Origin of the sequence: Gelidibacter japonicus (assembly GCF_010725055.1) — a bacterium.
GTDB lineage: Bacteria > Bacteroidota > Bacteroidia > Flavobacteriales > Flavobacteriaceae > Gelidibacter > Gelidibacter japonicus.
Genome location: NZ_BJKB01000015.1, coordinates 539 through 26,935, shown reverse-complemented (window position 1 = coordinate 26,935; position 26,397 = coordinate 539). Strand labels below are relative to the sequence as shown.

General features: G+C 38.4%; 25 protein-coding genes and 1 tRNA gene. 11 read left to right on the top strand and 15 right to left on the bottom strand.

The genetic code is table 11. The annotated features are described in order from the left end of the window. The first annotated feature begins 50 nt into the window (after positions 1 to 50). Entirely contained in the window at positions 51 to 461 is a 411-nt protein-coding gene (locus tag G6N06_RS14500) for a DUF4293 domain-containing protein (protein WP_163517605.1), read from the top strand. Positions 462 to 961: 500 nt separating this feature from the next. On the opposite strand, the gene G6N06_RS14495 is transcribed toward G6N06_RS14500, so the two are convergent. Beyond that, positions 962 to 1,453: a metallophosphoesterase family protein gene (locus tag G6N06_RS14495; protein WP_163517511.1), complete on the bottom strand. Its 492-nt coding sequence runs from the start codon at positions 1,451 to 1,453 to the stop codon at positions 962 to 964. Between the two features lie 209 nt (positions 1,454 to 1,662). Between G6N06_RS14495 and truA the strand changes: the two genes are divergently transcribed. Together truA and G6N06_RS14485 are read left to right on the top strand one after the other, a co-directional pair. Further along, positions 1,663 to 2,412 carry a tRNA pseudouridine(38-40) synthase TruA gene (gene truA, locus G6N06_RS14490; protein ID WP_163517510.1) on the top strand — a complete coding sequence of 250 codons (750 nt, stop codon included), beginning with the start codon at positions 1,663 to 1,665 and terminating at the stop codon, positions 2,410 to 2,412. Between the two features lies 1 nt (position 2,413). Beyond that, positions 2,414 to 4,183, top strand: a complete 1,770-nt coding sequence (locus G6N06_RS14485; RefSeq protein ID WP_163517509.1) for an ABC transporter ATP-binding protein — start codon at positions 2,414 to 2,416, stop codon at positions 4,181 to 4,183. 92 nt (positions 4,184 to 4,275) lie between these two features. Here the strand turns inward: G6N06_RS14485 and G6N06_RS14480 are convergent, their stop codons facing one another. From G6N06_RS14480 to folP, 3 genes are read right to left on the bottom strand one after another with little or no spacing between them, the layout of a single operon-like run. Further along, positions 4,276 to 5,058 (bottom strand): diadenylate cyclase, encoded by a 783-nt coding sequence (locus tag G6N06_RS14480; protein WP_163517508.1) that lies wholly within the window; start codon positions 5,056 to 5,058, stop codon positions 4,276 to 4,278. A 35-nt stretch (positions 5,059 to 5,093) separates the two neighbouring features. Beyond that, positions 5,094 to 5,774: a hypothetical protein gene (locus tag G6N06_RS14475; RefSeq protein ID WP_163517507.1), complete on the bottom strand. Its 681-nt coding sequence runs from the start codon at positions 5,772 to 5,774 to the stop codon at positions 5,094 to 5,096. Positions 5,775 to 5,780: 6 nt separating this feature from the next. Further along, positions 5,781 to 6,602, bottom strand: a complete 822-nt coding sequence (gene folP / locus G6N06_RS14470; RefSeq protein WP_163517506.1) for a dihydropteroate synthase — start codon at positions 6,600 to 6,602, stop codon at positions 5,781 to 5,783. A gap of 166 nt (positions 6,603 to 6,768) precedes the next feature. Here folP and G6N06_RS14465 point away from each other — a divergent pair, with 166 nt between their 5' ends. The 5 genes from G6N06_RS14465 to G6N06_RS14445 all read left to right on the top strand — a co-directional run bounded on the left by G6N06_RS14465 (position 6,769) and on the right by G6N06_RS14445 (position 10,591). Then, positions 6,769 to 7,311, top strand: a complete 543-nt coding sequence (locus G6N06_RS14465; RefSeq protein WP_163517505.1) for a DUF1599 domain-containing protein — start codon at positions 6,769 to 6,771, stop codon at positions 7,309 to 7,311. A gap of 57 nt (positions 7,312 to 7,368) precedes the next feature. Beyond that, complete coding sequence (locus tag G6N06_RS14460) at positions 7,369 to 8,463, top strand: BT_3928 family protein (RefSeq protein WP_163517504.1); 1,095 nt, start codon at positions 7,369 to 7,371, stop codon at positions 8,461 to 8,463. Between the two features lie 55 nt (positions 8,464 to 8,518). Continuing rightward, complete coding sequence (tpiA, locus tag G6N06_RS14455; protein ID WP_163517503.1) at positions 8,519 to 9,268, top strand: triose-phosphate isomerase; 750 nt, start codon at positions 8,519 to 8,521, stop codon at positions 9,266 to 9,268. Between the two features lie 56 nt (positions 9,269 to 9,324). After that, the gene (gene prmA, locus G6N06_RS14450) at positions 9,325 to 10,179 is read left to right on the top strand and encodes a 50S ribosomal protein L11 methyltransferase (RefSeq protein WP_163517502.1); all 855 of its coding nucleotides are present in this window, start codon (positions 9,325 to 9,327) and stop codon (positions 10,177 to 10,179) included. A 136-nt stretch (positions 10,180 to 10,315) separates the two neighbouring features. After that, positions 10,316 to 10,591: an ATP-dependent Clp protease adaptor ClpS gene (locus G6N06_RS14445; protein ID WP_163517501.1), complete on the top strand. Its 276-nt coding sequence runs from the start codon at positions 10,316 to 10,318 to the stop codon at positions 10,589 to 10,591. Between the two features lie 306 nt (positions 10,592 to 10,897). Here the strand turns inward: G6N06_RS14445 and G6N06_RS14440 are convergent, their stop codons facing one another. Together G6N06_RS14440 and G6N06_RS14435 are read right to left on the bottom strand one after the other, a co-directional pair. Continuing rightward, positions 10,898 to 11,311, bottom strand: a complete 414-nt coding sequence (locus tag G6N06_RS14440) for a DUF6691 family protein (protein WP_163517500.1) — start codon at positions 11,309 to 11,311, stop codon at positions 10,898 to 10,900. Positions 11,312 to 11,400: 89 nt separating this feature from the next. Beyond that, on the bottom strand, positions 11,401 to 11,961 hold the full coding sequence (locus G6N06_RS14435; protein ID WP_163517499.1) for a YeeE/YedE family protein: 561 nt from the start codon (positions 11,959 to 11,961) through the stop codon (positions 11,401 to 11,403). Between the two features lie 357 nt (positions 11,962 to 12,318). Between G6N06_RS14435 and G6N06_RS14430 the strand changes: the two genes are divergently transcribed. After that, a tRNA-Arg gene (locus tag G6N06_RS14430) sits at positions 12,319 to 12,392 on the top strand. Positions 12,393 to 12,625: 233 nt separating this feature from the next. Further along, complete coding sequence (locus G6N06_RS14425) at positions 12,626 to 13,870, top strand: site-specific integrase (RefSeq protein WP_163517498.1); 1,245 nt, start codon at positions 12,626 to 12,628, stop codon at positions 13,868 to 13,870. Positions 13,871 to 14,000: 130 nt separating this feature from the next. Here G6N06_RS14425 and G6N06_RS14420 read toward each other — a convergent pair whose 3' ends face one another. From G6N06_RS14420 to kduI, 8 genes are all read right to left on the bottom strand, one after another. Beyond that, on the bottom strand, positions 14,001 to 15,296 hold the full coding sequence (locus G6N06_RS14420) for a TRAP transporter large permease (RefSeq protein WP_163517497.1): 1,296 nt from the start codon (positions 15,294 to 15,296) through the stop codon (positions 14,001 to 14,003). Beyond that, complete coding sequence (locus G6N06_RS14415) at positions 15,296 to 15,760, bottom strand: TRAP transporter small permease (protein ID WP_163517496.1); 465 nt, start codon at positions 15,758 to 15,760, stop codon at positions 15,296 to 15,298. Before G6N06_RS14415 ends, G6N06_RS14420 begins: the two co-directional genes overlap by 1 nt. A gap of 61 nt (positions 15,761 to 15,821) precedes the next feature. Further along, positions 15,822 to 16,802, bottom strand: coding sequence for a TRAP transporter substrate-binding protein (locus G6N06_RS14410; RefSeq protein WP_163517495.1), 981 nt, complete (start codon positions 16,800 to 16,802; stop codon positions 15,822 to 15,824). Positions 16,803 to 16,815: 13 nt separating this feature from the next. After that, complete coding sequence (locus G6N06_RS14405) at positions 16,816 to 17,484, bottom strand: bifunctional 4-hydroxy-2-oxoglutarate aldolase/2-dehydro-3-deoxy-phosphogluconate aldolase (RefSeq protein ID WP_163517494.1); 669 nt, start codon at positions 17,482 to 17,484, stop codon at positions 16,816 to 16,818. A 35-nt stretch (positions 17,485 to 17,519) separates the two neighbouring features. Further along, positions 17,520 to 18,542, bottom strand: a complete 1,023-nt coding sequence (locus tag G6N06_RS14400; protein WP_163517493.1) for a sugar kinase — start codon at positions 18,540 to 18,542, stop codon at positions 17,520 to 17,522. Positions 18,543 to 18,653: 111 nt separating this feature from the next. Next, on the bottom strand, positions 18,654 to 19,832 hold the full coding sequence (locus tag G6N06_RS14395) for a BT3233 family polysaccharide utilization protein (protein WP_240338077.1): 1,179 nt from the start codon (positions 19,830 to 19,832) through the stop codon (positions 18,654 to 18,656). A gap of 3 nt (positions 19,833 to 19,835) precedes the next feature. Next, on the bottom strand, positions 19,836 to 20,627 hold the full coding sequence (locus G6N06_RS14390) for a gluconate 5-dehydrogenase (protein WP_163517492.1): 792 nt from the start codon (positions 20,625 to 20,627) through the stop codon (positions 19,836 to 19,838). Positions 20,628 to 20,646: 19 nt separating this feature from the next. Further along, complete coding sequence (kduI, locus tag G6N06_RS14385) at positions 20,647 to 21,489, bottom strand: 5-dehydro-4-deoxy-D-glucuronate isomerase (protein ID WP_163517491.1); 843 nt, start codon at positions 21,487 to 21,489, stop codon at positions 20,647 to 20,649. 232 nt (positions 21,490 to 21,721) lie between these two features. On the opposite strand from kduI, the gene G6N06_RS14380 reads away from it, so the two are divergent. Further along, the gene (locus G6N06_RS14380; protein WP_163517490.1) at positions 21,722 to 22,753 is read left to right on the top strand and encodes a LacI family DNA-binding transcriptional regulator; all 1,032 of its coding nucleotides are present in this window, start codon (positions 21,722 to 21,724) and stop codon (positions 22,751 to 22,753) included. A gap of 82 nt (positions 22,754 to 22,835) precedes the next feature. Here G6N06_RS14380 and G6N06_RS14375 read toward each other — a convergent pair. After that, positions 22,836 to 26,397, bottom strand: a 3,562-nt coding sequence (locus tag G6N06_RS14375; protein WP_205334782.1) for a polysaccharide lyase family 8 super-sandwich domain-containing protein, incomplete at its 5' end; no start/stop codon positions are given.

Below are 26,397 nucleotides of genomic sequence, written 5' to 3'. Positions count from 1 at the left end.
GAATCAAAAAGAAACTGTTAATTTTGGGATTTAATTTTTTAGATTATCTCATGTTACAACGCATTCAGACCATTTATTTACTTATAGCAGCCATTTTTTCTTGCGGTTTGATATTCGTATTCCATTTGTGGACCAATGCACAAGATGTGCCTGTGTACGCAAAAGATGATATGTTATATTTGGCTATGTTTTTTGGATCGGCTGCCTTATCTTTGATTTCTATATTTAATTATAAAAACAGGAAGTTCCAATTTGTTTTGGGGCGACTTAATATCATATTGAACTTTATTTTATTAGGATTATTTGTTTATGTATTGCTAATGGCTCCTGGAGAGAGTGAAATCTCTGAGAAAGGTGTTGGGATATTCATTCCTATTTTTTCTATCGTGTTTTTGGTGTTAGCCAATAAGGCCATAAAAAAGGATGAAGATCTTGTAAAATCTGTCGATAGATTGCGATAAACCTATTATCTTAATTTTTTTAGTGCGTAAACCCGAGGTGAAGATCTCGGGTTTTTTTAGTGAAACTCATTTTTGAAAAGTCCAGAGGACGCATTCAAAAATGTAAGTTGAACTAATCCCGCCACTTGGCGGGATCTCTACCTTAATAGTCACAATCTACATTGTCATAAAGCCGTAGGCGCATTGGGATATGCTGGTTGAACTAATCCCGCCACTCGGCGGTATCTCAAGGTTGTTTATCACCATCTATAGTTGTTGAAAGCCAATGGCGAATTGAACGAGACTTCCCTTAATCCCTCCAAAGGAGAGAAACTGTTGCGCAGTGCTAAATCGAATTTTTATACTACAATAGTGCATCTTAAAAATCATTTAATTTTCTGAAATTTTATAGTTGGAACACTGATGACACTGATTTTTTATAATTTTTGCTGATATCTTCATGAAAATCATTGAAAATCTGCTCAAACTGCGTCATCAGTGTTCTATTCTATTGATCAATCTCACTTCTTAAACTCAATCACCTCCAAATTATCAATTTTGCTACCGTCGATGGTAAAGCGCAGCATCGTTCGTACTTGTTGAAAACCATGCTTGCCGATGGCGCCTGGATTCATGTGGAGCAGATTCAGTTTTTTGTCGGGCATGACCTTAAGAATGTGCGAATGGCCGCAAATAAAAAGTTTGGGTGGATTTTGGTAAAGCAATTCGCGCACGCGTGGTGTGTATCTCCCGGGATAACCGCCAATATGGGTGATGAAAACGTCTATCTCTTCGCACATAAATCGGTTGTTTTCCGGGAATTCCAAACGGGCTTTGGTATCATCAATATTACCGTAAACAGCTCTAAGTGGTTTTAGGTTTTTGATGGTATCCGTAACTTTCAAATCGCCGATATCGCCAGCATGCCATACTTCATCTGCTTGTTTTACATATTTTAGAATAGCGTCATCAATATAACTGTGGGTGTCCGATAAGAGGAGGATTTTTTTCAAAATAGGGTTTTCTGTATTTTTGAATTCTTAAATCAACAATCGTTTAATCATCAATCTTAAATAACTAACTTTGCAACTCACAAAAATAGTGATAATGACATTAAACTATCGTAAACTAATGTATAATCCTATTTTCAAATTTTAGTTTGTTGGAGCAATGGGTCTATAGGCTATACCTCTAATAAACTTTCAAATCCATCAAAGTCGCCTTGAGATACTTTATTGAATTTTCATATAATGGAAAAGCCTATCACGGCTGGCAGAAACAGCCCAATGCCATATCGGTGCAACAGGTTTTGGAGAACGCATTGACCACATTATTGAGGGCTCCAGTTACAGTTATGGGTGCAGGCCGAACAGATGCAGGCGTTCATGCTGCTCAAATGTATGCACATTTTGACTTTGAAGAACCTTTTGATATGGATGTGTTGATCTATAAGATCAACTGGTTTTTGCCCCATGACATTGCCGTCCATCGGGTTTTTGAAGTTCAGGATAAAGCACATGCCCGATTTAATGCGCTTAGCAGAACCTATCATTATCGAATATCGAACATCAAAAATGTCTTTACGCATGATTTTGCCTATAAAATTCATTTGCCTTTAGATATGGATAAAATGAATGAAGCTTGTCATATATTATTACAGTATAAAGAGTTTCAATGTTTTTCTAAAAGTAATACAGATGTGAAAACGTACTTTTGTGACATTAAAGAGGCGTACTGGATGATAGAAGGCACGGAATTGACCTTTGTCGTTACTGCCGATCGTTTTTTGAGAAATATGGTACGTGCCATTGTAGGAACTATGGTCAATATCGGCCTAGGAAAACTTGAGGTTGATCAATTGCACAGCATTATCCAATCTAAAGATAGGAGTGAAGCCGGTTTCTCAGTTCCTGCACATGGGTTGTTTTTAATGAATATTCAATATCCAGATACGATTTTTAACACTAAATAATATGAGTGCCAAAAGGAAATCCAAAGTTTATGACGTGAACCTCTTTAAAAGGTTGATGCAATATATCAAACCTTATAAACTCGTTTTTGCACTGACTTTATTCTTTGTTACGGGATTGGCAGCTTTTGGGGCTTTAAGACCTTATGTCTTGCAACAAGCTATCGACAATCAAATAGAAGTTCAACAATATGATGGTTTCATGTTTTATATCATCATCATGATTGTCCTATTGCTATTGGAAGTTATCTGTCAATTATTATTTATCTACAATGCCAGTTGGTTGGGCCAATCCGTGGTAAAGGACATAAGAGTGAAGCTGTTCAAGCATATCATGAGTTTCCGGATGAAATATTTCGACAACTCTTCAGTAGGAGTATTGATTACGAGGACGGTTACGGATATGGAGCGTATTTCAGATATTTTTGGAGAAGGTCTTTTTATGATCTTTAGTGATATCTTGAAAATGTTAGTGGTTGGAGGTGTCATGATTTATATGAACTGGAAGCTCAGTCTTTTGGTGTTCACAACTTTGCCCATCGTTCTTTTTGCAACGACCATTTTTCAGAAGTACATGAAAATTGCCTTTGAGGATGTGCGCAATGAAGTATCAAATCTCAACTCCTTCGTTCAAGAACGCGTCACCGGAATGAAAATCTTACAATTATTTACACGTGAAGAAACAGAATACCGGAAGTTCAAGGAAATAAACGCACGCCATAAAAAAGGCTGGTTGAAAACGGTATGGTACAACTCCGTATTCTTTCCAATTGCAGAGTTTTTATCGTCATTGACTTTAGGGCTGGTTGTATGGTACGGCGGACTCAATATTATCTCTGATGATATGGCTTCACAAGGCGATTTGTTTGCCTTTATCATGATGATCCCAATGTTGTTCAGGCCTTTAAACCAAATTGCAAACAGGTTTAATACGCTACAAATGGGAATTGTAGCTGCCAATCGTGTTTTTTCAGTATTGGATACCACATCACAAATTGATGATTCCGGAAAAATTGAGGCTGAACCCTTTAAGGGCAATATTAAGTTTGAGAAGGTTCATTTTTCATATATTGATGACGAAGAAGTTTTAAAAGATGTTTCTTTCGATGTCAAATCAGGACAGACCATTGCTATTGTAGGTGCAACAGGGGCGGGGAAATCGACCATCATCAATTTGTTGAATCGTTTTTATGATATTCAAAAAGGGAAAATTTATATTGATGAGGTCGATATAAAGGAAATGACCTTGACCTCATTGAGAGCTCAAATTGCTGTAGTGCTCCAAGATGTATTTCTTTTTGCCGATACGATCTTAAACAATATTACGCTCAACAACCCGAATATTACGGAAGCACAAGTTCAAAAAGCGGCCAAAGATATTGGGATTCATGAATTTATTATGAGTTTGCCCAACGGCTATCATTATAATGTAAAAGAACGTGGGGTGATGCTGTCTTCCGGCCAGAGACAATTGATTTCTTTTTTAAGAGCTTATGTGACCAATCCGAGTATTTTGATTTTGGACGAAGCAACCTCTTCCGTAGATTCCTATTCGGAGCAATTGATGCAGGTGGCCACAGAGAAGATTACAAAAGATAGAACATCTATTGTCATCGCACACCGCTTGGCTACGATTCAAAAGGCAGATAACATTATTGTTATGGATGCTGGTCGTATTGTGGAGCAAGGAACTCATAAGGAATTGCTTCAAAACGAAAATGGCTACTACAGAAATTTATATGAAGTCCAGTTCTTGAAGAATGAAGCAGTTTAATTTATAAGCTATTTTAAAAATTTTTCTGGACGGCTGTTTCTCAAAAGAAAACAGAGTAATCACATTTCAAGTTTTGATGGCTTGACATTTTATTAGGCCAAATCATTTTTGATCATTTCTACGAGCTCTGCACTATCCTTGAACATCACAAACTCTCCATTTTTTATATAGGAAATCTGACCAGTTTCTTCACTGACAGCAATGGCCACGGCATCGGTTTTTTCAGTGATTCCAACGGCTGCTCTATGTCGAAGGCCAAAACGTTGTGGGATACTTCTTTCGCTACTGACAGGGAGAATGACGCGTGTGGCTTTTATGATGTTATTTGCAATGACGATGGCGCCATCGTGCAAGGGACTGTTTTTAAAAAAAATGCTTTCAATGATTGGCAGGGTTACGGCAATATTCATGGCATCACCAGAACTTGTCAGGAAGTCCAGGTTGTTGTTTCGCTCAATGACGATCAGGGCACCTGTACGGGTAGATGCCATTTTTTTACATGCAGAAATGATAACATCCACATCGGTCTGTACTTGTCCTTCAGTTTTTAGAAAGTTTAGATGTCTCAGGAACTTCCGCTTATTTCCAAAATTTGTTGAGCCGACCATCAGCAGAAATTTTCTTATTTCAGGTTGGAAAACTACAATTAACGCAATAATTCCAACATCCATAAAACCGCTAAAGATTGAACTCAGAAGTCCCATTTTGAGGAATGCCGTCAGTTTCCATACAAAATAGATGATGATGATGCCAATGAAGATGTTGATGGCAACAGTTCCTTTTATAAGCTTATAAACATAATATAAAAGTATGGCAACGAGAAAAACATCGATAAAATCTATAATCCCGAAATCCCAAAATTTAAGCTCGTCCAATCCAGAAATGTTTTTGTAAAATTAAAAAAATATGATTAATAAATGAATTCATTTTCATTTATGGTCACATTAGGTGATTCCACTTTAGAAAGTGTTGATTTGAAAGTAATATAATCCTGAAAGGTCAATTGATCATTGATATTCAGCACTAAATCAAAATCTTTTTCCTTAGGCAAGGCATCAAGATCGTTTTTAAGGGTCTTTAATGTCGATTTTTTAATTATGGAATCATTGTAGAGCGTCACCAATTTAATGTCATTTGGGGTCTTGAAATCCAATATGATCCGTTTTTCTTTAGAATTATAATAATCTGACGATACATTGGGAAGAATAGAATTTACCTTATAGATAGTTTGAGTAAACTCCAAAAAACCTAAGTTTTGAATACTAGTGTCATTGCAGGTAAAATAATTTTTTGAGTTTTCATTTTTATGACCATCAGCATTCCGCTTTTTGTCCTGTAGCAAGATGATTTTTGGAATGACCTGTCCTAAGGTGAGTCTTTTGTCGATATTTACAAGCCAGTTGGTAGTACTAATGACATTACTTCTATTTAGTTCAAGGCTGTCCGTTTTGGTTTCATCATAAAAAATGTAGATTGGTGAAATATCGAAAACTTCAGTAATCTCAGCATTCTCTATTTCAGGAAGCAAAACTGTTTTTTCGTGGCTACAAGAAAACGTTAAGATAAGTAATAGGAGGGATAAATATTTCATGGATCATTAGTTTAATTGCTGTGTCAATTCGATACACTCCTTAGCTTCTTTAACATCATGGACTCTTAAAATAGAGGCGTTTTTTTGTAAGGCAAAGGTGTTTAAGACCGTAGTGCCATTCAAGGCTTGAGCAGCCGAAGTACGCAGAGGTTTATAGATCATTGATTTTCTCGAAAATCCAACTAAAAGAGGTTTCTCCAACATTTTAAATAGCTCTAAATGTTTTAACAGCTCGTAATTTTGAGCAGTTGATTTTGAAAATCCAAAACCAGGGTCTACAATCACGTCCACAATACCTAAAGCTCTGGCCGTTGCAATGCGTTCGGAAAAGTAAAAGAGAATCTCCTTTACTAAATGCTCATAACTAGTGTTCTTCTGCATATTTTGCGGCGTACCCTTCATATGCATCATAATATAAGGAATTTTTAGCTCCGCAATGGTGGATAGCATCTTCTCATCCATTTTTCCAGCCGAAATGTCATTGATTATGCAAGCTCCAGCGTTTATTGCTTGTTTGGCTACTTCACTCCTGAACGTATCCACAGAGATCAAAATATCCTGAAAAGCGTCAACCAATAAATTTATAATAGGAAGCAATCGCTGCAATTCTTCTTCCTCTGTGATATGAGCGGCATTTGGTCTAGAGCTGTAGGCGCCAACATCAATAAAGTCAGCACCTTCGTTGAGCATTTTCTCTACGTGCCTTAAGATGTCGTCGTCATTTTTGTAAACGCCACCATCATAAAAGGAATCCGGAGTCAGATTTAAGATTCCCATGACTTTAGGAATGTTCAAGTCAATCAGCTGCCCTTTGCAATTTATAGTCATGAGATCGATTTCTAATTTCTAAGTTTGAATTTCAAGGATGTAAGGGGTAAAGAGTCAAATCTATAGTTATTCATTAAAATATAATTTCATATCTGTAAAACTTTGAACCCTGAACTTTGAACTCTGAACTATTTAGGCGAAATTTACGCAAAATTACGAATTTTATATGCAAGATACCTCAAAACAATACGATGCTGTTATTGAAAAATGCAGAAATCTCTTTGTTAATAAGATGTCCGACTATGGAAGTGCATGGCGCATTTTGAGACTTCCATCCTTAACCGATCAAATTTTTATAAAAGCACAGCGCATCCGAGGTTTACAACAAAATCTTGAGCGCAAGGTGGATGAAGGGGAAGAGAGTGAGTTTATTGGCATTATCAATTATTGCACGATGGCCTTGATTCAGTTGGATAAAGGCGTGGCGGATCAACCTGATATGTCCGTGGAAGTGGCCACCAAACTTTACGATGAAAAAATAGCCTTGACCAAGGAACTGATGATGAATAAGAATCATGACTATGGCGAAGCATGGCGAGATATGAGGGTAAGCAGTTTGACTGACCTTATCTTGCAAAAACTCTTAAGAGTGAAACAAATAGAGGATAATGCAGGAAAAACATTGGTAAGTGAAGGTATTGATGCCAATTATCAGGATATGATCAATTATTCGGTCTTTGCATTGATTCATTTAAACGAAAAATTATAAGTATAGTAGTATTTACAAGCTCTGATTGGAGTTTGGAATTTTTAACTTTGGAATTTTATGAAATATTTAGTAGGCATCAGTAGAATATTTGTAGGTATTCTTTTTATCATATCAGGTTTTGTTAAATTAAATGACCCTTTGGGCTTTTCTTATAAACTTCAAGAATATTTTGGAACGGACGTATTAAACCTTCCTTTTTTGGAGCCTTATGCCTTGGGAATTGCCGTTATAGTAGTAGTTTTTGAAGTAGTACTGGGCATCTTTCTGCTCATTGGATATAAACCTAAATTCACAGTATGGAGCTTGTTGCTCATGATTATCTTTTTTACTTTCTTGACTTTTTACTCTGCCTATTTTGATAAAGTGAAGGATTGTGGATGTTTTGGAGATGCCATGCCAATGACACCATGGCAAAGTTTTACCAAGGACATTGTTTTATTGGTCTTTATATTAATTCTCTTTTTGGGAGTAAAACATATTAAACCAATCTTCAGTAAACTTGGTGTGACTATTGTAGCGCTCGCAGGTTTTCTTGCCTCGCTTTCATTTGCGTATTATGTGCTTATGCATTTGCCGCTCATCGATTTTAGAGCGTATAAAATAGGGGATAATCTACAGGAAAACATGATGCTTGCCCCCGATGCCAAAAGAGCCATTATAGATTATGAATGGACCTATACAATTAATGGTGAAGAAAAAACATTGACTGACCGCGGGCAGGGACCGGCGGAGTACGATGAGATCATAGGTGTAGAAACCAGAGAAATTCAAGCAGCTGATCTTCCTAAAATACAGGATTTTTCAATAGAATCAGAGGATGAGGATTTGACTTCTTATTTCTTGGAAAAGGATAAATTGTTGATGATTGTGGCTTATGACTTAAAATCGGCAGAAAAGGATGGTATGGCTAAGTTGAAATCCCTGTCTGATGAAGCACTCAAAAAGGGATACACCGTTATTGGGATGACCACCTCTGATGAAGCCACCAAGCAAAATATCAAGTCTGTTTACAATCTCGATTTTGAATTTTATTTATGTGACGAAAAAGTATTGAAAACCATAGTGCGTTCAAATCCAGGCGTGGTTATTTTAAACAAAGGAACCGTCATGCAAAAGAAACATTGGAACGATATCGAGGATTTAAAATTATAAAACTAATTATTAACTAAAAATGCAAGTTCTTTTTTGAAAGGATTTAAGATCGAATATGAGAAAAAATATAGTAGCAGGAAATTGGAAAATGAACAATGATTTATCGGAAACGGAAACATTGATTAGAGAACTTAAACAGCAAAACAAGATAAGCGATGCCGAGGTTATGATTGCCCCATCATTCACAAATCTCTGGCAGGCCTTCAACTCATTAAAAGACAGTACCATTGAGGTGATTGCACAAAATATGCATTTCGCAGAATCTGGTGCTTACACAGGTGAGGTCAGTGCAACAATGATAAAAAGTCTTGGTGTTAAAACTGTTATTTTAGGACATAGTGAGCGTCGCGCTTATTTTAATGAAACCGATGAGTTATTGGCTAAAAAGGTGGATGCTGCCTTAAAAAATGAAATGCGTGTTATTTTCTGCTTTGGAGAGGAGCTCAAGGATAGAAAATCTGGAAATCATGAGCACATTGTTGAAAATCAGATCAAAAATGCTTTATTTCATTTAGAAGCGTCAGCTTTTAAAAATATTGTATTGGCTTATGAGCCTGTATGGGCCATTGGAACTGGAGAAACTGCGAGTCCGGAGCAAGCCCAAGATATGCACGCTTTTATTAGACAAACATTGGCGAGCAAATACAGTAAGGACTTGGCTAATAGTGTATCGATTCTTTATGGTGGAAGTTGTAAACCATCAAACGCCAAAGAAATTTTCTCTAAACCAGACGTTGATGGTGGATTGATAGGAGGTGCTGCGCTTAATGCCGACGATTTTTTTGCCATCGTAAATTCATTTTAATTATATAGAACCCATTTTTGAGTTCCAAGTTGTAATACAGTAATTAGAAATCGAACATGTCCAATACCATTTATATAGGTTATCAATTTAAAGTAGAACCATTGCAGCCGGGAACAGAAATCCTCATTGCTGAATTGGGGTATGCCGGTTTTGAAAGTTTTGTGGAAACTGATGAAGGCGTTACGGCATACATTCAAAAAGATGAATGGAATGAAGATATCTTGAAGGATATCCAGATCTTGAAATCAGATGAATTCGCGTTTTCTTTTACATTTGAGGAAATAGAACAGGTCAATTGGAACGAAGAATGGGAAAAGAATTTCAATCCTATTGTTGTGGATGATTTGTGTTCCGTTCGTGCACCATTTCATGAAAAACCAGACACCAAATACGACATTGTTATTGAGCCGAAAATGAGTTTTGGTACTGGGCATCATGAAACCACTCACATGATGATTCAGCATATATTAAAAAACGATTTCAAGGATAAAGCGGTGTTGGATATGGGTTGTGGGACAGGTGTATTGGCTATTCTTGCAGAGATGAAAGGTGCAAAGCCTGTTGATGCCATTGATTATGATAATTGGTGTTATTTAAACAGTTTGGAAAATGTGGAACGTAATAATTGTAAGCACATTACAGTTTTGGAAGGTGATGCCAGTTTGTTGCAAAATCAAAAATATGATACCATCATTGCCAACATCAACCGAAATATATTATTGAATGATATGTCTTCTTATGTGAATTGCCTAAAGCCAAATGGAACCATCTTTTTGAGCGGGTTTTACAATCACGATATTCCAGCTATTCAGGAAGAATGCAATAAACAGGGATTGACTTTCGTTGAAAGTTTGGAAAGAAATAATTGGGTTGCTTTAAAATTTGTAAATTTGTTAGAGGATAGAGGATAGAGGATAGAGGATAGAGGATAGAGGATAGAGGATAGAGGATAGAGGATAGAGGATAGAGGATAGAGGATAGAGAGAGGATAACTAATGAAAATATTAAATTGCGCAGACTGAGTGCTGCAAACTGAAGACTAATAAAATGAGTACTAAAGAGAAAATTCAAGAAGACCTTCTCGTTGATACGCTTGAGCAGAATCTGAACGAGATCGTATTGTATAATGATGATGTCAATACTTTTGATCACGTCATTGATACTCTTATTTATGCGTGTGACCATACTCCCGAACAAGCTGAACAATGTTCCATATTAGTGCATTATAAAGGAAAATGTACTGTCAAAACAGGATCTTATGAGGATCTTAAACCACGTTGCACCATGCTTTTGGAGGCAGGTTTAAGTGCAGAAATAGTATAATCAAAACACCTTATAACTTTCTCTTTGCGCTTCTGCGCCATGCCGAAATATTTCCGAATCTGAAGTAATCTGTTAGCTATGATGCCTAAATAGAACCCTATTGTGTTTTTTACATCAATACTATCGCATTTTTTGGATAGGCATTTGTTCCAAAAAAATATAAATTCAATGGGCCATTCAATACTAATTTGAGATATTTTCCCATTTCGAATTTTATATAATCCAAATCCCACTAACTGAAACAATAATTAGGCAGCCAAAATTTTGATTGCAGATTAAAGGAAATCTTTAATTGCCTTCCACCAATTAATGTGGAAGTTTGTCTTTCACAACGCCATAAAGATATGTGCCAAAAATGGCTGCTAAAATTGGAATCAGCATGGTAAACACTCCAGTACCCACCAAGATGTACATTGGTCCTGGACAAGCTCCAGAGAGCGCCCATCCCAAACCAAATAGCGTACCGCCTAAAATATAGCGTGTAAAACCCTTCTCTTTATCAGGGACGCTCATTAAGTCGCCTTCAATATTTTTGAGCCTTAACTTTTTGCTGACCAGAAGTAAGATAACCCCTGTGGCAATTGCACTACCGATAATGCCATACATGTGGAACGATTCAAATCGGAACATTTCGTAAATGCGATACCATGATACCGCTTCTGATTTCACTAAAATGATTCCGAAGATAATTCCGACGATTAAAAATTTTAAAAATTTCATCTGTATAAATTTATTTTTATTGAAAGTCAGGTGCAGTTCCTAAATTATCCTTTTCAAAAAATTTAAGAATTGTTAAATGACACCTCTAATTAGCTAAAAATTATAGGGAATAATAAATGGATCATAATCAATCCACCAAGAAAGAAACCAACCACAGCAATTAAGGAGGGCAGTTGTAAGCTACTTAATCCGGTAATGGCATGTCCGGAGGTACATCCACCAGCATAGCGGGTACCAAAACCTATCAAGAGACCCCCAATAATTAAGATGGACAGCCCCTTTGGGCTGAAAGCAGCTTCCCAATTAAACAATTCAGCAGGGAGCAAGCTTTTCCCTGCGTTTTCGAAACCTAATTCCGTTAGGCTTTCAACAGTTACGGGATTTAAATCGATATCGACTGGGTTGGACAATAAAAAATGGGCTATAACACCGCCAATGACTGCCCCTAAAACGACAACCAGATTCCATTTTTGAGACTTCCAATCGAAGTCAAAAAAGTCAGATTTTTTCCCAGCCCCAGCAATTGCGCAAAGTGTCCTCAAATTAGAGGACATGCCAAAAGTCTTGCCGAAATAAACAAGTGTAAACATGATGATGGCAAGTAGTGGGCCTGAAACATACCAAGGCCAAGGTTGTAATATATATTCCATTAAATTAATTTTTTTGCAAATGTAAGTGTACTTCTTCAGATTTGTAAGGATTGTACCTCAAAAAATATTAGATATCTCCTGGCTAAATCAACATCCATCAAAATTCCATTTTTTAAAATGTCTTTAATCGTTTCCTGAAAGAAGGTTTTGGAGATTGTTTGGTCAAATTGAAGGAGGAACTGAATGAAAATTATTCGTCTATAATAATTAGAAAGTAAACATTTTTAAATTTGAAATAAATTGTTTGGTACTAATTTAATAAAAGTGTTATATTTGCACCCACTTTATAAGGCCTTGCGGTAATCTGAAGCAATTTCAAAAAGATGATTAGCACGGCCGTAGATTAAAGTAAGCAAAGGCCTCGTGGCGCAACTGAATAGCGCACTTGATTACGGCTCAAGAGGTTACAGGTTTGAATCCTGTCGAGGTCACTTTTAGCATCTTCAAAGGATGTCAAAACCAAGCAAGTTTTAGGAATTGCTTGGTTTTTAGGTTTTTATGGGTTCATTTGAATTTATATGGTTCGAATTAAAATGGTGGCTAAAAGGGGACCTTTTTTTTAAAAGAGACCTCGGGTCTCTTTTAAAGAAAAATAACTAAATTTACTTGGTATAGTTGATTTGACTTTCGTCTTAAAGGATTGTTTCATTTAAAGACGACAACTATGCGTACTTCAAAAACATTTAGCATCCGCTTCTGGGCGAACCCCAAGAAAGCGAAAAACAACAGTGCATTACTTTATGCCCGGGTAACGGTCAATCAGAAAAGAGTAGAAATCAGTTTAAAGAGAAAGGTCCCCCTCGATTTGTGGGACGGTAAGAACAAGAAGGTTTTGGGCCATTCTTCCGAAGCCAAACAGATCAATCATTACCTTGAGGAAACACGGGTACTGCTCTTTCAGATATATCAGGACCTAAAATTTCAAGGTGAGCTGATAACAGCAAAGAAAATCAAGACCATATTTCTTGGCGAAGATGAGAACTCCCACACGTTACTTGAACTTATTGACTACCATTCAAGGAAAATAGAAAACACGCACGCCGCTGGATCGATCAGGAATTATGCGGTTACTGTGGGGTACATTAAAAAATTTCTTAAAAAGGATCGAAAAACCACAGATATTTTCTTAAAGCAACTCAACTATAAGTTTATTTGTGATTTCGAGCGTTTTCTACGCGCTTATTACCCAAAGGGCCACGATAGGGAAATGGGACATAATACGGTCATGAAGCACATCCAAAGACTCCGTAAGATGGTTACCCTTGCCTATCATCTGGAATGGTTGGACAACGATCCGTTCAGACGCTGGAAAATGAGTTATGAAAAGAAGGAACGTGATTTTTTGTCGGCAAATGAACTTTCGAATCTTGAAACCTACGAGTTTCCAGTTGGTCGCCTTGAAAGAGTAAGGGATATTTTTCTTTTCAGCTGTTACACCGGGATCAGTTATGCAGATATCAGAACGCTTAAGCCAAAACATGTCTTAGAAGGTATGGATGGTAATAATTGGATTGTCACGCATCGCCAAAAGACGAAAACCAAAATAAAAGTGCCTTTGCTTGACAAGGCGAAATACCTCTTGGAGAAATACCACGACCATCCTATGGCCGCCAACACCCAAACCTTGTTTCCCGTAATTAGCAATGAGAAAATGAATCTGTATCTTAAGGAAATTGCCTCTGAAGTGGGGATTATAAAAAATCTCACCTTTCATATGGCTCGCCATACCTTTGCCACAACCGTTACCTTGAGCAACGGTGTTCCTATTGAGACGGTTTCTAAATTGCTTGGCCATACCAAAGTGACCACAACCCAAGTTTATGCGCGTGTATTGGAGGAGAAACTAAGTAAGGATATGATTGATTTGCAGAGGGTGCTGAATGATAAACAGAAAGAGAAAAGGGATTGATTAATAGCCCGCGTTGATAAGGTTAATTTTGTTTTGTAGGATCTATTTTGCCCATACGAGATGATTTGCTTTGCCATGGTTGACCATAGGATTGGCATCAATCTCAGTAAATTTGTATGTTTTTATAATATTAGAGATCAAATAAACCTGGTAACCACAAGCTTAATTCAGGAATATAGGTGACCAATAATAATGCAATAATCATCGCTAGGAAAAGAGGCAGCAGGGGCCTGAATACTTTTTCGATGGTGGTATTTGCAATTCCAACGCCCACAAAAAGTACGGAACCAACGGGTGGTGTACATAGCCCGATACATAAATTCAAGATCATCACAATACCAAAATGCACAGGATCCATTCCTAATTTCATGATAATAGGCAAGAAAATGGGGGTAAATATCAATACTGCGGGGGTCATGTCCATAAATATACCGACCAGTAACAATAGGATATTGATGATAAGTAAAATCACAATTGGGTTATCACTCAATCCTAGCAACAAGTTGCTCATGTCTTGAGGGATATTCTCATAAGACATAACCCAGGACATGCTCATAGAGGCACCAATCAACAACATGACGATGGCTGTTGTACCAACAGACTCCAAAAGAATTTGTGGTAATTTTTTGGTTTTGATCTCTTTGTAGTAATACCCTAAAATGAGCGTATAGAGTACTGCGATCGCAGAAGCTTCAGTTGCTGTGAATATACCAGCCACAATGCCCCCAATAACCACAACCAAGAGCATCAAACTTGGAAAAGCTCTTACAAATGTTTTGGCGACTGCTTTCAAGGAACTTCTTTCACCTAATTTATATTTCTTCTTTTTTGCATATAACGATGCCACAATCATTAAAAAAAGACCTGTTAAGATTCCAGGAATATAACCTGCCAAAAATAAAGCGGCAATAGAGACACCGCCACTGGCCAATGAATAAACAATAAGCACATTACTTGGGGGAATAATCAAACCGAGGGTTGATGAAGTCACATTTACTGCCGCACCAAATTCTTTGGAATAGCCTTCTTTTTCCATTTCTGGGCCTAAAATACTGCCCATAGCGGAAGCTGATGCCATCGCTGATCCGGCAATGGCGCCCATCAGCATGGCAGCCACTACGTTAATAAGTGCCAATCCACCTGGCAAGGCACCAACCAGGGTTTTCGCAAAATCGATGAGGCGATGCGCAATGCCGCCTCTGTTCATTAATTGTCCCGAAAGCACAAAAAACGGAATGGCCAATAATGCAAAACTATCCAATCCGGTAGCGATGCGCTGGGATACAGTGGTCAATGCCGGAAGCATTGAAATACTGGTCATCATGGTCAATAAAGACGAGATGGCAATGCTCCATGCCACTGGAACGCCAATGAGCAATAATCCGATAAAACTAAATATTAGAACGTAGATAGGTAGATACTCCATTAGAATTGTTTAAGATAAATGTCCGATATTTTATAGTAGATAATAAGGATGCCACTGATAGGTATAATTAAATATACCAGAGCTAAAGGAATTTGTAGTGCTGGCGAATGCTGGTCAAGAATATAGGTAATATAGACCAATCTTAAACCGCCGACTACCAAAGCCCCAAAGCAAAAAAGTATGATGATAAAGTTCACAAACTTCTTGAGCTGCACTTGTTTTTCCTTACTCAAACGGTTAGGTAATATATCTATGGCAACGTGCATTCTTTTTCCGGAAATGTAGGCGGCGCCCAGGACCCCAACCCAAATCATGAGGTATCGGGCAAGCTCATCAGTAAACGAACTTGGAGATCCCATAACAAATCTTGTAAACACCTGCCAAAGAACGTTTATAACCATAATACCCATAATAAGGGCAAGAACATAACCTAAATACAGGTCTATTTTTCTTCGAATTTCCATATTGTTTGATTATCGATTATTAAAATGATTACTGTGTTATATTATAGGGTTGAAAATTGTTCTAATTGGTCTCTTGAATTCTCTTAATGAGACTGTATATTTCAGTATTGTCCCTATAAGAATCATAGACCGAGGTTACTTTTTCCATAAATGGCGTCTTGTCAGGTCTTGAAATGGTGACACCAGCTTTTTCCACTGCCGCAAGAGCTTCCTCTTCAGCATTAGCCCAAAGTTTTCTTTGATATTGAACTGAAGCATCAGCCGCCTCTTGCACCCAACCTTGCTCTTCTTCATTAAGTGAATTCCAAAGATGCGTACTCATAATAAGGACGTCAGGAATGGTGGTGTGTTCATCTAACGAGAAATACTTACAAACTTCATATTCCCTGGTCAAGTAAAATGTAGGGGGATTGTTTTCAGCACCATCCACAACGCCTTGCTGTAACGCCGTATATAATTCTCCAGAAGAAATTGGAGTTGGCGCGCCTCCCATGCTCTTGATCATATTCATGGCGGTGACACTTTCCATGACTCGAATTTTCAATCCTTTCAGATCATCCGGTTTCTCAATAGGTGACTTCACGGTATAAAAACTTCTGCTCCCAGCATCATAATAGCCCAAACCTTTTAACCAATATTTTTCACCACCATCCAAAAGCTCTTTTCCAATCGGGCCATCTAGAACCCTAAAGGTTTGTGCACGATTCTTGAACAAATATGGTAATCCAAACACTTTCATATTTGGTGAAAAGTTTTCCATAACGGCGGCGGATACCTTGGTCATTCCCAAACTTCCAATTTGCAGAAGTTCCAGACATTGACGCTCTGAACCTAATTGTTGATTTGGATACACGTCGATTTTTAAAGTACCTTCAGATTTCTTTTCCAGTTCCTGGCCCATAAATACCATAGCTCTGTGTACAGGATGTGTTTCATCCAGACCGTGAGCCAACTTGATTGTTTTGGTTTCTTCAACCGATTGGCAGGACACGAGTCCAAAAAACAGAGCAATCGCAAAAAACGTATATATATATTCCTTCATATTCAAATAGTAATTAATGTCTTAGGGATTTGATGGTCTCTATTGTCCAACGGACTTGTTCTTCCAGCTTTTTAAAATCCTGTTGATCCACTATGTCCTTAGTAATCAGTTGAGAACCCATGCCCACACATGTCGCTCCGGCATCAAACCATTCCTTAAGATTTTCTTTATTTGGCGATACACCTCCAGTAGGCATGATGTTGGTCCATGGTTGCGGACCTTTGATGTTCTTTATGAATTTTGCACCAAAACTATCGCCAGGGAAAAGCTTGACAATTTCACAGCCCATCTCTTCGGCCTGTGCAATTTCTGTTAACGAACAACATCCAGGAGACCATAAGACTTTACGTCTATTGCAAACAATAGCAATGTCTTTACGAAATACGGGCGTTACGATAAAGTTGGCGCCCAATGCCATGAATAAAGAGGCAGATGCCGCATCTGTTATGGAACCAACACCCATGACCATTCCTGGTAATTCACTAATGGCATATTTGGTCAGTTGGCCAAAGATCTCATGGGCAAAATCCCCGCGTGCCGTAAACTCCATCAAGCGTGCACCACCATCGAAGCAGGCTTTAAGAATTTGCTTGCTCAACTCTAAATCCTGACTGAAAAATAAGGGCACCAATCCTGTTTCTTTCATGATATTTGCGACCTCTATTCTTGAAAACTGTGCCATAAATTATATTTATTTTTTACCCTGTTTTATATAAATTATCGAGAAACGATTCCTGAGGCATCTCCTTTCGCTATCGTTTCTACTTCTTCTTTTGTGACCAAATTAAAATCGCCCGAAATGGTATGTTTCAGGCAACAGGCTGCAACTGCAAAATTGATTGTGTATTGAGGATCAAAAGGGGTTTGCAACAATCCATAAATAAGGCCTCCCATGAAGGCATCACCACTTCCAACACGATCAACTACCGGAGTGACCTCTCTAACGGCAGCGGTATACACTTTCGCTCTATCATAAAAAACACCGCCTATCTGTTGATGGGACGCACTTATGGAATAGCGCATGCTAGTAGCCATATATTTCAAATCGGGATACTGCTCAAAAAACAAATTATAATACTGAGGCAAACTGTCTGTATTTTTATAATCAAGGTTGAGCTTATCCTTTCCGGTCATCATAAATGCCGTGTCAAGATCACCCAAGATGACATGGCTATAATTTAAAAGCTCTGGCATAATGTCTTTCGGTGCCTTACCGTATTGCCAAAGCTTTGATCTATAATTTAAGTCAGTGGTAATTAGAACTCCCATATCTTTGGCAACTTTAACCGCTTCCAAACACACATCAGCTGCATTTTGGGATATAGCCGGTGTAATGCCGCTCCAATGGAAGACACTTGTATCTTGAAAGACCTTTTTCCAATCGATCATACCAACCTCAATATTAGAAATAGCCGAATGATTCCGATCGTAGACCACTTTACTGCCACGTGTTCCTGCACCAGTTTCTAAAAAGTAAATTCCCAAACGTTCGCCACCGTACACAATGTTTTCTGAAGATACATTTTGTTTGCGTATTTCCATCAATGCTGATTGCCCAATATCGTTATAAGGAAGTCTGGTTACGAATTCAGTGGGAACACCATAGTTGGACAGGGAGACAGCGACGTTAAACTCGCCGCCCCCATAATTGGCCATGAAAGAATTGGCTTGGGAAAATCTTAAATGATGCTCCGTAGATAGGCGTAACATGATTTCTCCAAAGGTGACTACTTTTTGCATTTATTGAATATTGTTTAATTAGAACTTGATATAAAGTCTTACTCTTTTCTTGTTTCTATCCATAACTTTTCTTGGGTGCGGGTCTTTAAGGTTATTGGACAGTTAAGAGCACTAATCTAAAGTAACAGTCATTGGACTTTTTATTTGTTTTGAAAAGCGGTCCAAATAGGCTTCCCATAATTCCTTTGTTGGATACTGCCCTGATTTTTTCCAAGCAAAACCGGCATAATAGATGACTCTTTCATCTAAAACCTCAAGATGGGCATAAGCATTGCTTAAATCGGTAACTTCGGTGTCATACGTTTCGTAATCGATAAAGTACTTTTTAGGTGCAACAATGGCAGTTCCTATTTCAGTATCCGCAATAGGTTGCCAATAGCTTACCCATCCCTGATCTTTATCGCCACTGACCACACCGTCTTTTTCGTGCAGGGTCAATCCAGCCGAAATTTTGTCCACACCTTTAATACTGGTGTCATACTTTGAGAGATTTTGACCCAGGTCCAAACTAATTACTTTGGATTCGGTGATTTCATTTCCCGCAGCATCCCAATTAGCGTATTCCAAATAAAAACTTGTTCTGAGTGGACCAGTAGTAATGGTACGCCATTGGGTAAAGTTTTTTGAAATATAGTATGCTGTATCCACTTTTACGGCAATGCCACCAACGCCACGGCTAGGCCCGACATGAAAGTTGTCAAGGCCTTCACCCGTATCTTCATGATAGCTTCCTGTACCGTCTGTAGCTTTTTGGTACCACTTGTTGATAATTGGATACTCGACTCGTTTTAACCAAGCATCAACACCGCTGGATAGAGTGCCACCGGGAATATTCTGCTCAATCATTTGTTGTGCCACAGGGCCATAGACCCTAAAAGCGACTTTGTCATTTTCCCACGCATAATCATCGGTACGTTCCGGTACAAAGCGCGAGTAGCACAATTCCGGTGCTTCAGGGCGCTCTGCCTCGGTAACAGTCACAATTTCAAAAGATTGTTCACTATTGGCTTTGATTTCCGGTTGAAAGATGATGAGGTCTAAAATCCCATCTCCATCAGTGTCAATGGTCTGTGTAACCAACAATGTCTGGGTATCGATATTTTTGATACCCACATTAGAAAGATCATCCACTTTTAAAAAGTCTTTGGTTAATTCAACCGTTTCGAAAGAGCGATCCATGTCCAAACTGTTTTTTACAGTAAATGTTTTCGCTTTTTCTTGATCAGCACATGAAGCCATCAATGCGAATAAAGTAATAAACAAGGCGTATTTACGAAGGTGCAACATCATTTTTTATTTTTCGTTAGAAGGTTTTCCGATGGTCGCCAAAATTCCGCCATCTACATAAACGACATGGCCATTGACAAAATCACTGGCTTGGGAGGCTAAGAATATAGCAGTTCCTTGTAGGTCTTCGGGATTTCCCCAACGCCCGGCAGGAGTTCTCCCAATGATGAAATCATTAAAAGGATGTCCATCAACGCGAATTGGTGCGGTTTGGCTTGTCGCAAAATATCCAGGACCGATGCCGTTGGTTTGGATATTATAGCGCGCCCATTCTGTAGCCATACTTTTGGTCAGCATTTTTAAGCCACCTTTTGCAGCGGCATAGGCACTTACAGAATCTCTGCCCAACTCACTCATCATTGAGCAAATGTTTATGATTTTTCCTCCACCTCTGTTGATCATACTTTTGGCAACGAATTTTGAAACGATAAATGGGCCCACAAGATCCACTTTTATGACTTCTTCAAAATCGACAGTTTCCATTTCTATAATTGGTGTTCTTTTGATAATCCCGGCATTGTTGACCAAAATGTCAATTGGTCCAACTTCGGTTTCAATTTTCGTGATGGCGGCTTCGACCGCTTCCGTATCCGTCACGTCAAAGACGTAACCATGAGCGTTTAAGCCTGAATTCTTATATTCCTTAACCGCAGCTTCCAAAGAATCTCCAGAATGGTTGTTCACTACAATGGTGGCGCCTGCATTTCCGAGGCCTTTGGCCATAGCCATGCCAAGACCGTGAACAGCACCTGTTACCAATGCTACTTTTCCTGTTAAATCAAATAATTTAGTTGACATAATATAGTATTTTATGAGTTTATCTTAATTCGTTTATTTTGCAATGGTCCATGTCGCCATAGTCTAAGTTTTCTCCTGCCATCCCCCATATAAAGGTATAGCTGCTCGTTCCGGAGCCAGAGTGAATTGACCAAGGAGGGGAGATGACCGCTTGGTCATTGGCCATCCAAATATGCCTTGTTTCGTGTGGTTGACCCATAAAATGACAGACTGCTTGATCTTCCGGAACTTCAAAGTAGAAATAGACTTCCATGCGTCGGTCATGTACGTGGGCAGGCATCGTGTTCCATGAACTACCTGGTTTTAGTGTAGTCATTCCCATTTGTAATTGGCACACGTCTACCACAGTATTGACTATGTACTTTCTTAGTGTTCTTGCGTTGGCAGTTTCTGGTGCTCCCAATTCAATAACTTCAACATCATCAGTACCTATTTTTTTGGTAGGGAATGCTTTATGGGCAGGAGTGGAGTTCAAATAGAACTTAGCAGGTTTATTGGCAGATGTACTTGAAAAAGTGACATCCTTGTTGCCTTGTCCTATATAGAGGGCTTCTTTATGGTTCAACACATAGTCTGTGCCATCAACCGATACCGTACCTTGCTCGCCAACATTGATAATACCTAATTCTCTTCGTTCCAAGAAGAACTCGGATTTTAGAGCATCAACAGTCTCTAACTTTAAGGGTGTGCTTGTTGGTACTGCACTACCTGCCATGTACCTATCATAATGTGTATAAACAAAATGGATTGTATCTGGCTTCATTAGTGAGTCGATCAAGAATTCATCACGTAATTTCTGGGTGTCGTAGGATTTTACATCATTCGGAGACGCCGCATATCTTACTTCATAGGTCGTTTTCATAACTTCAGTATTATTTATTAATAAAATTTTAGTTGTTCTAAGAATTAGAATTGTAAATGTAACAAAATAAAAATACAATCGATTGTATTTTTATACTTATCTTTGCTATAGGAGTTTTATCTTTAGTAAAAGAAGCTTCTGACATTGAAAGCGATCATATAAGTTGAATTTTGATTAATTTAGAATTTTTCAAAACACACTATATTACCTTAAATTTTGTTCCATTTACGCTATGAGCCCCGATAAAATAACCATACACGATATTGCTCGGATTCTAAATGTTGATAGTTCTACCGTTTCACGGGCACTTAACGACAGTCCCAGGGTAACTGAAAAAACTAAAAACAGAATTATTGCCAAGGCCCATGAATTGGGGTATCAGCGGAATGATTTGGCCTCAAACTTGCGCAAAAATAAAACCAATACCCTGGGTGTTATTGTGCCTCGTATTTCAAGGCATTTCTTTTCTTCTGCCATTGCGGGAATTGAAGAGACGTCTTATAATCTTGGGTATAATGTTATTATTTGTCAATCCTTGGAACAATTGGAACGCGAGCATAATAATATCAATACCTTAGTGGCGAATAGGGTAGATGGTGTTTTGGTATCCATATCTATGGAGACGAAAAACTACGAGCATTTTGAAGGCCTAAGAAAGCGAAAGATCCCATTTGTTTTTTTTGACAGGCATCTTGATATACCCGATACGAGCAGTGTCCTTATTGATGATTTCCAAGCTGGTTTTGATGCTACAGAGCATCTTATAATAAAAGGATGTGAAAAAATTGCCCATTTTTCTGGGCCCATGCATTTGGAAATCTATAAAAACCGTTGTGAAGGCTATAAAGCAGCACTTCTAAAACATGATATGGAGTTTAGTGAAGAACTGATTTTTAGTTCCCGCCTAATGGAACAAGACGGTGTGGACAATGTCAATAAAATTATAGAGTTACCTTATAAGGTAGATGGTATCTTTTCAGCAAATGATGTTGCCGCCATTAGTGCCTTGCAACAGCTCAAAAGAAATGGATATAAAATACCTGAGGATATTGCCATTGTAGGTTTTAGTAATGAAGCTATATCTGCCGTGATTGAGCCGTCGTTGACGACTATCAATCAGCCTGGGTTTGATATTGGAAAACGGGCTGCTGAACTTTTAATTTCTCAGATCACTAATTCTAATAAAAACTTCATCAATGAGAAAATTGTTATTCAGGCGAGTCTTGTAGAACGAGATTCTTCCCAGCATAATATGGCCTTTTAAGAAAGGAGACTAAATAGACTTAAAATAAAAAGGCTTACCCGAAATTTCGAGTAAGCCTAATTGTGGTTGCTATTAATTCAAACTATTTCACAAGAAATTTAACGGTTGCAATTTGGCCTGTCATTTTTTCAAACACTTTCAAAAAGTACAATCCAGATGACAATCCTGCAGTATTTATTACTGTTCCTTTTGCTTTTTGGTGACAGGTTCCTAAAATATCGTATACTTCAAAAACGACATCATCCGAAAATCTTGACATCTTGAAATTTAGATGATCACCTGAATTCACAGGGTTTGGATAGACAAATACCGAGAACTCTGATGGATTGGAATTAACTGGAAGATCTTCCATTCCGAGAGTGGTATTGTCCAAGTTTCCTACATTGAACTCTGAGACTTGAATGGTGCTCCCTGAGTTAACATCCCATCCGGTAATTACTAATTTGATATAACGGTAATTCACCTCAGGAAATGACACTTTAACCTCAGGAACATCAGTTGCAATTGCCACATCTTCAACGATTGGATCGAATGGCCCATCTTCTGAATCACTACCATAGAAAGACACTGAAGAGGCTCTTAAAATGCTAAGGCTATTGTCCGTTCGGTGTCTATAGACAAAGAAACTAATATCTTGCTCAGTTTGCATGTCGATGGTAAAGGATGGCTCATAATCCGAATCAGCCGTAATTCCTCCAAAAGTCCTTCCTGGCTTTACAAACAAAAAGGCAGTTTGTGTATTGTCATCTATAATATACTCTGGCTCTGAACCTCCCACAACCGTATCCGTAGGTCCTTCTATTGAAGTTTTAATGATCCAGCCTGACTTATCCAACAAAGTTTCTTTGCCTGGGTAAAGCGGTGAGTCTTGGTTAATATTAAATCTTAGGGACTGCCCTAAATGAGGGTTGGAAGCGCTATAAGTGATTAACCTTGGCTCTTTGACTTCAGAGGTTACTACACCCAAATTAATCGGAATTGTTCCATTTTGTGGATCTGCAACATAGATGATCGCTTCGGCTTGATCTACATCTTTGGCCAGCACTACACAACCTGCATCAGCTTCTATCGCAAAGTCATTATGAACGAATTTCGAGGCTTTATGAAACACCAAGCCGTAACTTTTTTGTGCTTTATGGTAAACGGCTTGTAAAGAATCAGAATTCACCAAGATTTCAATATCTGAAATCGTATAAAAATCTGCTTCTGCCTCTGAAACTCCTGGAACAATTACGTAAGCGTAGGTGTCTTCCGTAGGATCGACACCATGGTCAAAGGCTAATGTGAAAACGTCTTTTACAACCGTAGGCTCATTTGCATAATTGGTGTTTATACTTGACCATAAACCAGTTTTTTGCTGCGCCGATAGATTGATGTTGCCATGCTCTGGAAAGTAATAGGCTACTTTATCGTGATATACCCAATCTAAGTTGCTGTAATCATAATCGCCTGAGGTTATGGAAGATTTTGTACCACCGGAAGACACGGTGATATTCCCCTCAAGAAGGTTCTGATTGACGGTTGTATTTACTTTTAGACCTGAAGTGGATTGAATGCTGTTTCCTAAACAAACAATTTCATTATCAAAAAAGAACCATGCTTTATTCGCAGAAGTATTGATTCCACTGTAAGTGTCGTTATATTGATAAGCTGAAACGGTATTTAAATTATCGGTTACTCCACCAACAAAGTCTGATGTTCCTTTTTGAAGATAACTTGATGCTTGGGGAATAGAAGTGTATTCTGGAGAAGTAACACCAGGGATTTTAGACCAGTCCCACACTGGAAAAATATTATAATACTCATCGCCATCAACAAAAATTCCAGTAGCACCATCGGACAAAAAGTATTGTTTGATGCCCTCTCCGTTATCGCTTAGGTATTCATTGCGAACCGTTCTATTGGAAACCATGCGTAAATCTACTGTATAGGCTGGTTTGTTGTGTAATGTATAATCGGAATGGTAATAATGAACGCTCGAAGGTGTGATGCCATAGTTTGGATCTTCGGCTCCTGTTAATCGAGAAATTACATTATCGTAAATTGCCGCATTTGCAGGATCAAGACTTTTCATTCGTTCAAAGATACTTGTATCCCCTGTCTTTTTTGTGGCGTTAGGTCGGGTAGAAGCCCGTCCTAAAGGGTTGAAAAGCATATATTCACCTCTAAATATAGTTGCATAGGAATCCTTTACCAAATTACTTAGAATTTGCAATCTATCAGATGGAATGGCATATTCTGTGTCTACAGCATACATGCTTGCCTTGGTAATTCCTGTTAGAAAAACGTTTCCATAGGAACCAGTATACAACTGGCGTCCGTGTTGTGTGTAAGAATTATCATATTGTATCCCTTCACTTCCTGTTGTTAGCTCAATAGGCGAATAGATATAGGTCATTGCCTCGTTCAGTAAATCGGAATCTTTGGTAAGACAAGCTCTATACATATGGTGCAAAGCCACATCAATGCGGTTGGCACCAGTTTGAGACGAAGGGTTTCCTCCATTATTGCTTAGGCGTGCAATAGCTGTGTTCAATAAGACTTGCGGGATTCTTTCACTCCCTAGATAATCCATTAGGATAAGATACTGCCCCATTAGTTTTGGTTCTCCAATTTGGTTATAATACCAATTGTTTGAGCTTGGTTGCTCGGTTTGCCAATATTGAAGCATTGTATCCATCTTTGCTTTTAGGGAAGTATCTCCATAGTAGATGCTTCCCTCATCAGTGTAGGCCAGCCCCATATCCATTAAACGGTCTAAATGCACTAGTGGAGGCCAGTCTGTTCTGGCGGTTGATGAATAATCGACATCCGGGAATGCACCATCTGATTGCAATTGAGCCAAGTAAGAAGCAACATCTGCATCTCTTTGACTAACATCTTTTGATTTCTCTTGTATGAGGTCTGCAACAATACGCTCTTTAAACAGGTCAAATACCAACCTGTCCAAGACCGTTACTTGACAAGTTGCTGTAATCGATGGGTCATCTATGGCTATGGCCGTTATAGTCACGGTACCTAGAGCGAGACCTTTAATTTTATTGTCTGAAGTAATTTCTACGATAGACCCATCACTAGATTCCAACGTAAATTCTTTATTGGCTACAAAAATTGGAGAGAAGTAAACGTTTAAAGTTTCAATATCATTTATCACAAGATTGTACTCTTCATTTTCGAAGGCTATTGCCGTTGGAGTTACTGCATTGCCTATTGCCATTATTTTGGTGTCAAAATCTACGGGACTTGAGTACTCGCCCTGCATCCAGACGATATCTAAAGGAGCGTTTTCAGGCAGATTTTTTACTCGCCTTGGACGTATGTTCACTTGGCTGGAACTTGTTCCTGAAGTTAAAGTTTCTGCCTCTTGCCACGTGCTTCCTGAATCTGAGGTGGTATATTTGTAGATCTCGAAAACACCTTGCTCACTTCTTTTAGATAAATAAACTGTTGATAAGTCGTTGGCAGCAAAGTTAAGACCTCCTGAAGAAAAAGAATGTGAAGGAAACCGCGATTGGTTTGCAGAATAGGCAGCAGTATGCAGACCATCACCTGCGTCAGCTATTTTTGTGGTTACCCATTGGTTGCTGACACTGTCCCAACGAGCCTGATGGTAAACATGTTCTGTACCGTCAGGGGTCAGAACT

What these genes read in the sequence shown, in the direction of transcription:
- tpiA (WP_163517503.1), top strand. Translation starts at nt 8,519, where the DNA reads ATGAGAAAAAATATAGTAGCAGGAAATTGGAAAATGAACAATGATTTA.
- G6N06_RS14420 (WP_163517497.1), bottom strand. Translation starts at nt 15,296, where the DNA reads ATGGAGTATCTACCTATCTACGTTCTAATATTTAGTTTTATCGGATTA.
- G6N06_RS14445 (WP_163517501.1), top strand. Translation starts at nt 10,316, where the DNA reads ATGAGTACTAAAGAGAAAATTCAAGAAGACCTTCTCGTTGATACGCTT.
- G6N06_RS14500 (WP_163517605.1), top strand. Translation starts at nt 51, where the DNA reads ATGTTACAACGCATTCAGACCATTTATTTACTTATAGCAGCCATTTTT.
- G6N06_RS14425 (WP_163517498.1), top strand. Translation starts at nt 12,626, where the DNA reads ATGCGTACTTCAAAAACATTTAGCATCCGCTTCTGGGCGAACCCCAAG.
- G6N06_RS14435 (WP_163517499.1), bottom strand. Translation starts at nt 11,961, where the DNA reads ATGGAATATATATTACAACCTTGGCCTTGGTATGTTTCAGGCCCACTA.
- G6N06_RS14405 (WP_163517494.1), bottom strand. Translation starts at nt 17,484, where the DNA reads ATGGCACAGTTTTCAAGAATAGAGGTCGCAAATATCATGAAAGAAACA.
- prmA (WP_163517502.1), top strand. Translation starts at nt 9,325, where the DNA reads ATGTCCAATACCATTTATATAGGTTATCAATTTAAAGTAGAACCATTG.
- G6N06_RS14390 (WP_163517492.1), bottom strand. Translation starts at nt 20,627, where the DNA reads ATGTCAACTAAATTATTTGATTTAACAGGAAAAGTAGCATTGGTAACA.
- kduI (WP_163517491.1), bottom strand. Translation starts at nt 21,489, where the DNA reads ATGAAAACGACCTATGAAGTAAGATATGCGGCGTCTCCGAATGATGTA.
- G6N06_RS14460 (WP_163517504.1), top strand. Translation starts at nt 7,369, where the DNA reads ATGAAATATTTAGTAGGCATCAGTAGAATATTTGTAGGTATTCTTTTT.
- G6N06_RS14400 (WP_163517493.1), bottom strand. Translation starts at nt 18,542, where the DNA reads ATGCAAAAAGTAGTCACCTTTGGAGAAATCATGTTACGCCTATCTACG.
- G6N06_RS14475 (WP_163517507.1), bottom strand. Translation starts at nt 5,774, where the DNA reads ATGAAATATTTATCCCTCCTATTACTTATCTTAACGTTTTCTTGTAGC.
- G6N06_RS14415 (WP_163517496.1), bottom strand. Translation starts at nt 15,760, where the DNA reads ATGGAAATTCGAAGAAAAATAGACCTGTATTTAGGTTATGTTCTTGCC.
- G6N06_RS14395 (WP_240338077.1), bottom strand. Translation starts at nt 19,832, where the DNA reads ATGATGTTGCACCTTCGTAAATACGCCTTGTTTATTACTTTATTCGCA.
- G6N06_RS14485 (WP_163517509.1), top strand. Translation starts at nt 2,414, where the DNA reads ATGAGTGCCAAAAGGAAATCCAAAGTTTATGACGTGAACCTCTTTAAA.
- folP (WP_163517506.1), bottom strand. Translation starts at nt 6,602, where the DNA reads ATGACTATAAATTGCAAAGGGCAGCTGATTGACTTGAACATTCCTAAA.
- G6N06_RS14410 (WP_163517495.1), bottom strand. Translation starts at nt 16,802, where the DNA reads ATGAAGGAATATATATATACGTTTTTTGCGATTGCTCTGTTTTTTGGA.
- G6N06_RS14380 (WP_163517490.1), top strand. Translation starts at nt 21,722, where the DNA reads ATGAGCCCCGATAAAATAACCATACACGATATTGCTCGGATTCTAAAT.
- G6N06_RS14440 (WP_163517500.1), bottom strand. Translation starts at nt 11,311, where the DNA reads ATGAAATTTTTAAAATTTTTAATCGTCGGAATTATCTTCGGAATCATT.
- G6N06_RS14465 (WP_163517505.1), top strand. Translation starts at nt 6,769, where the DNA reads ATGCAAGATACCTCAAAACAATACGATGCTGTTATTGAAAAATGCAGA.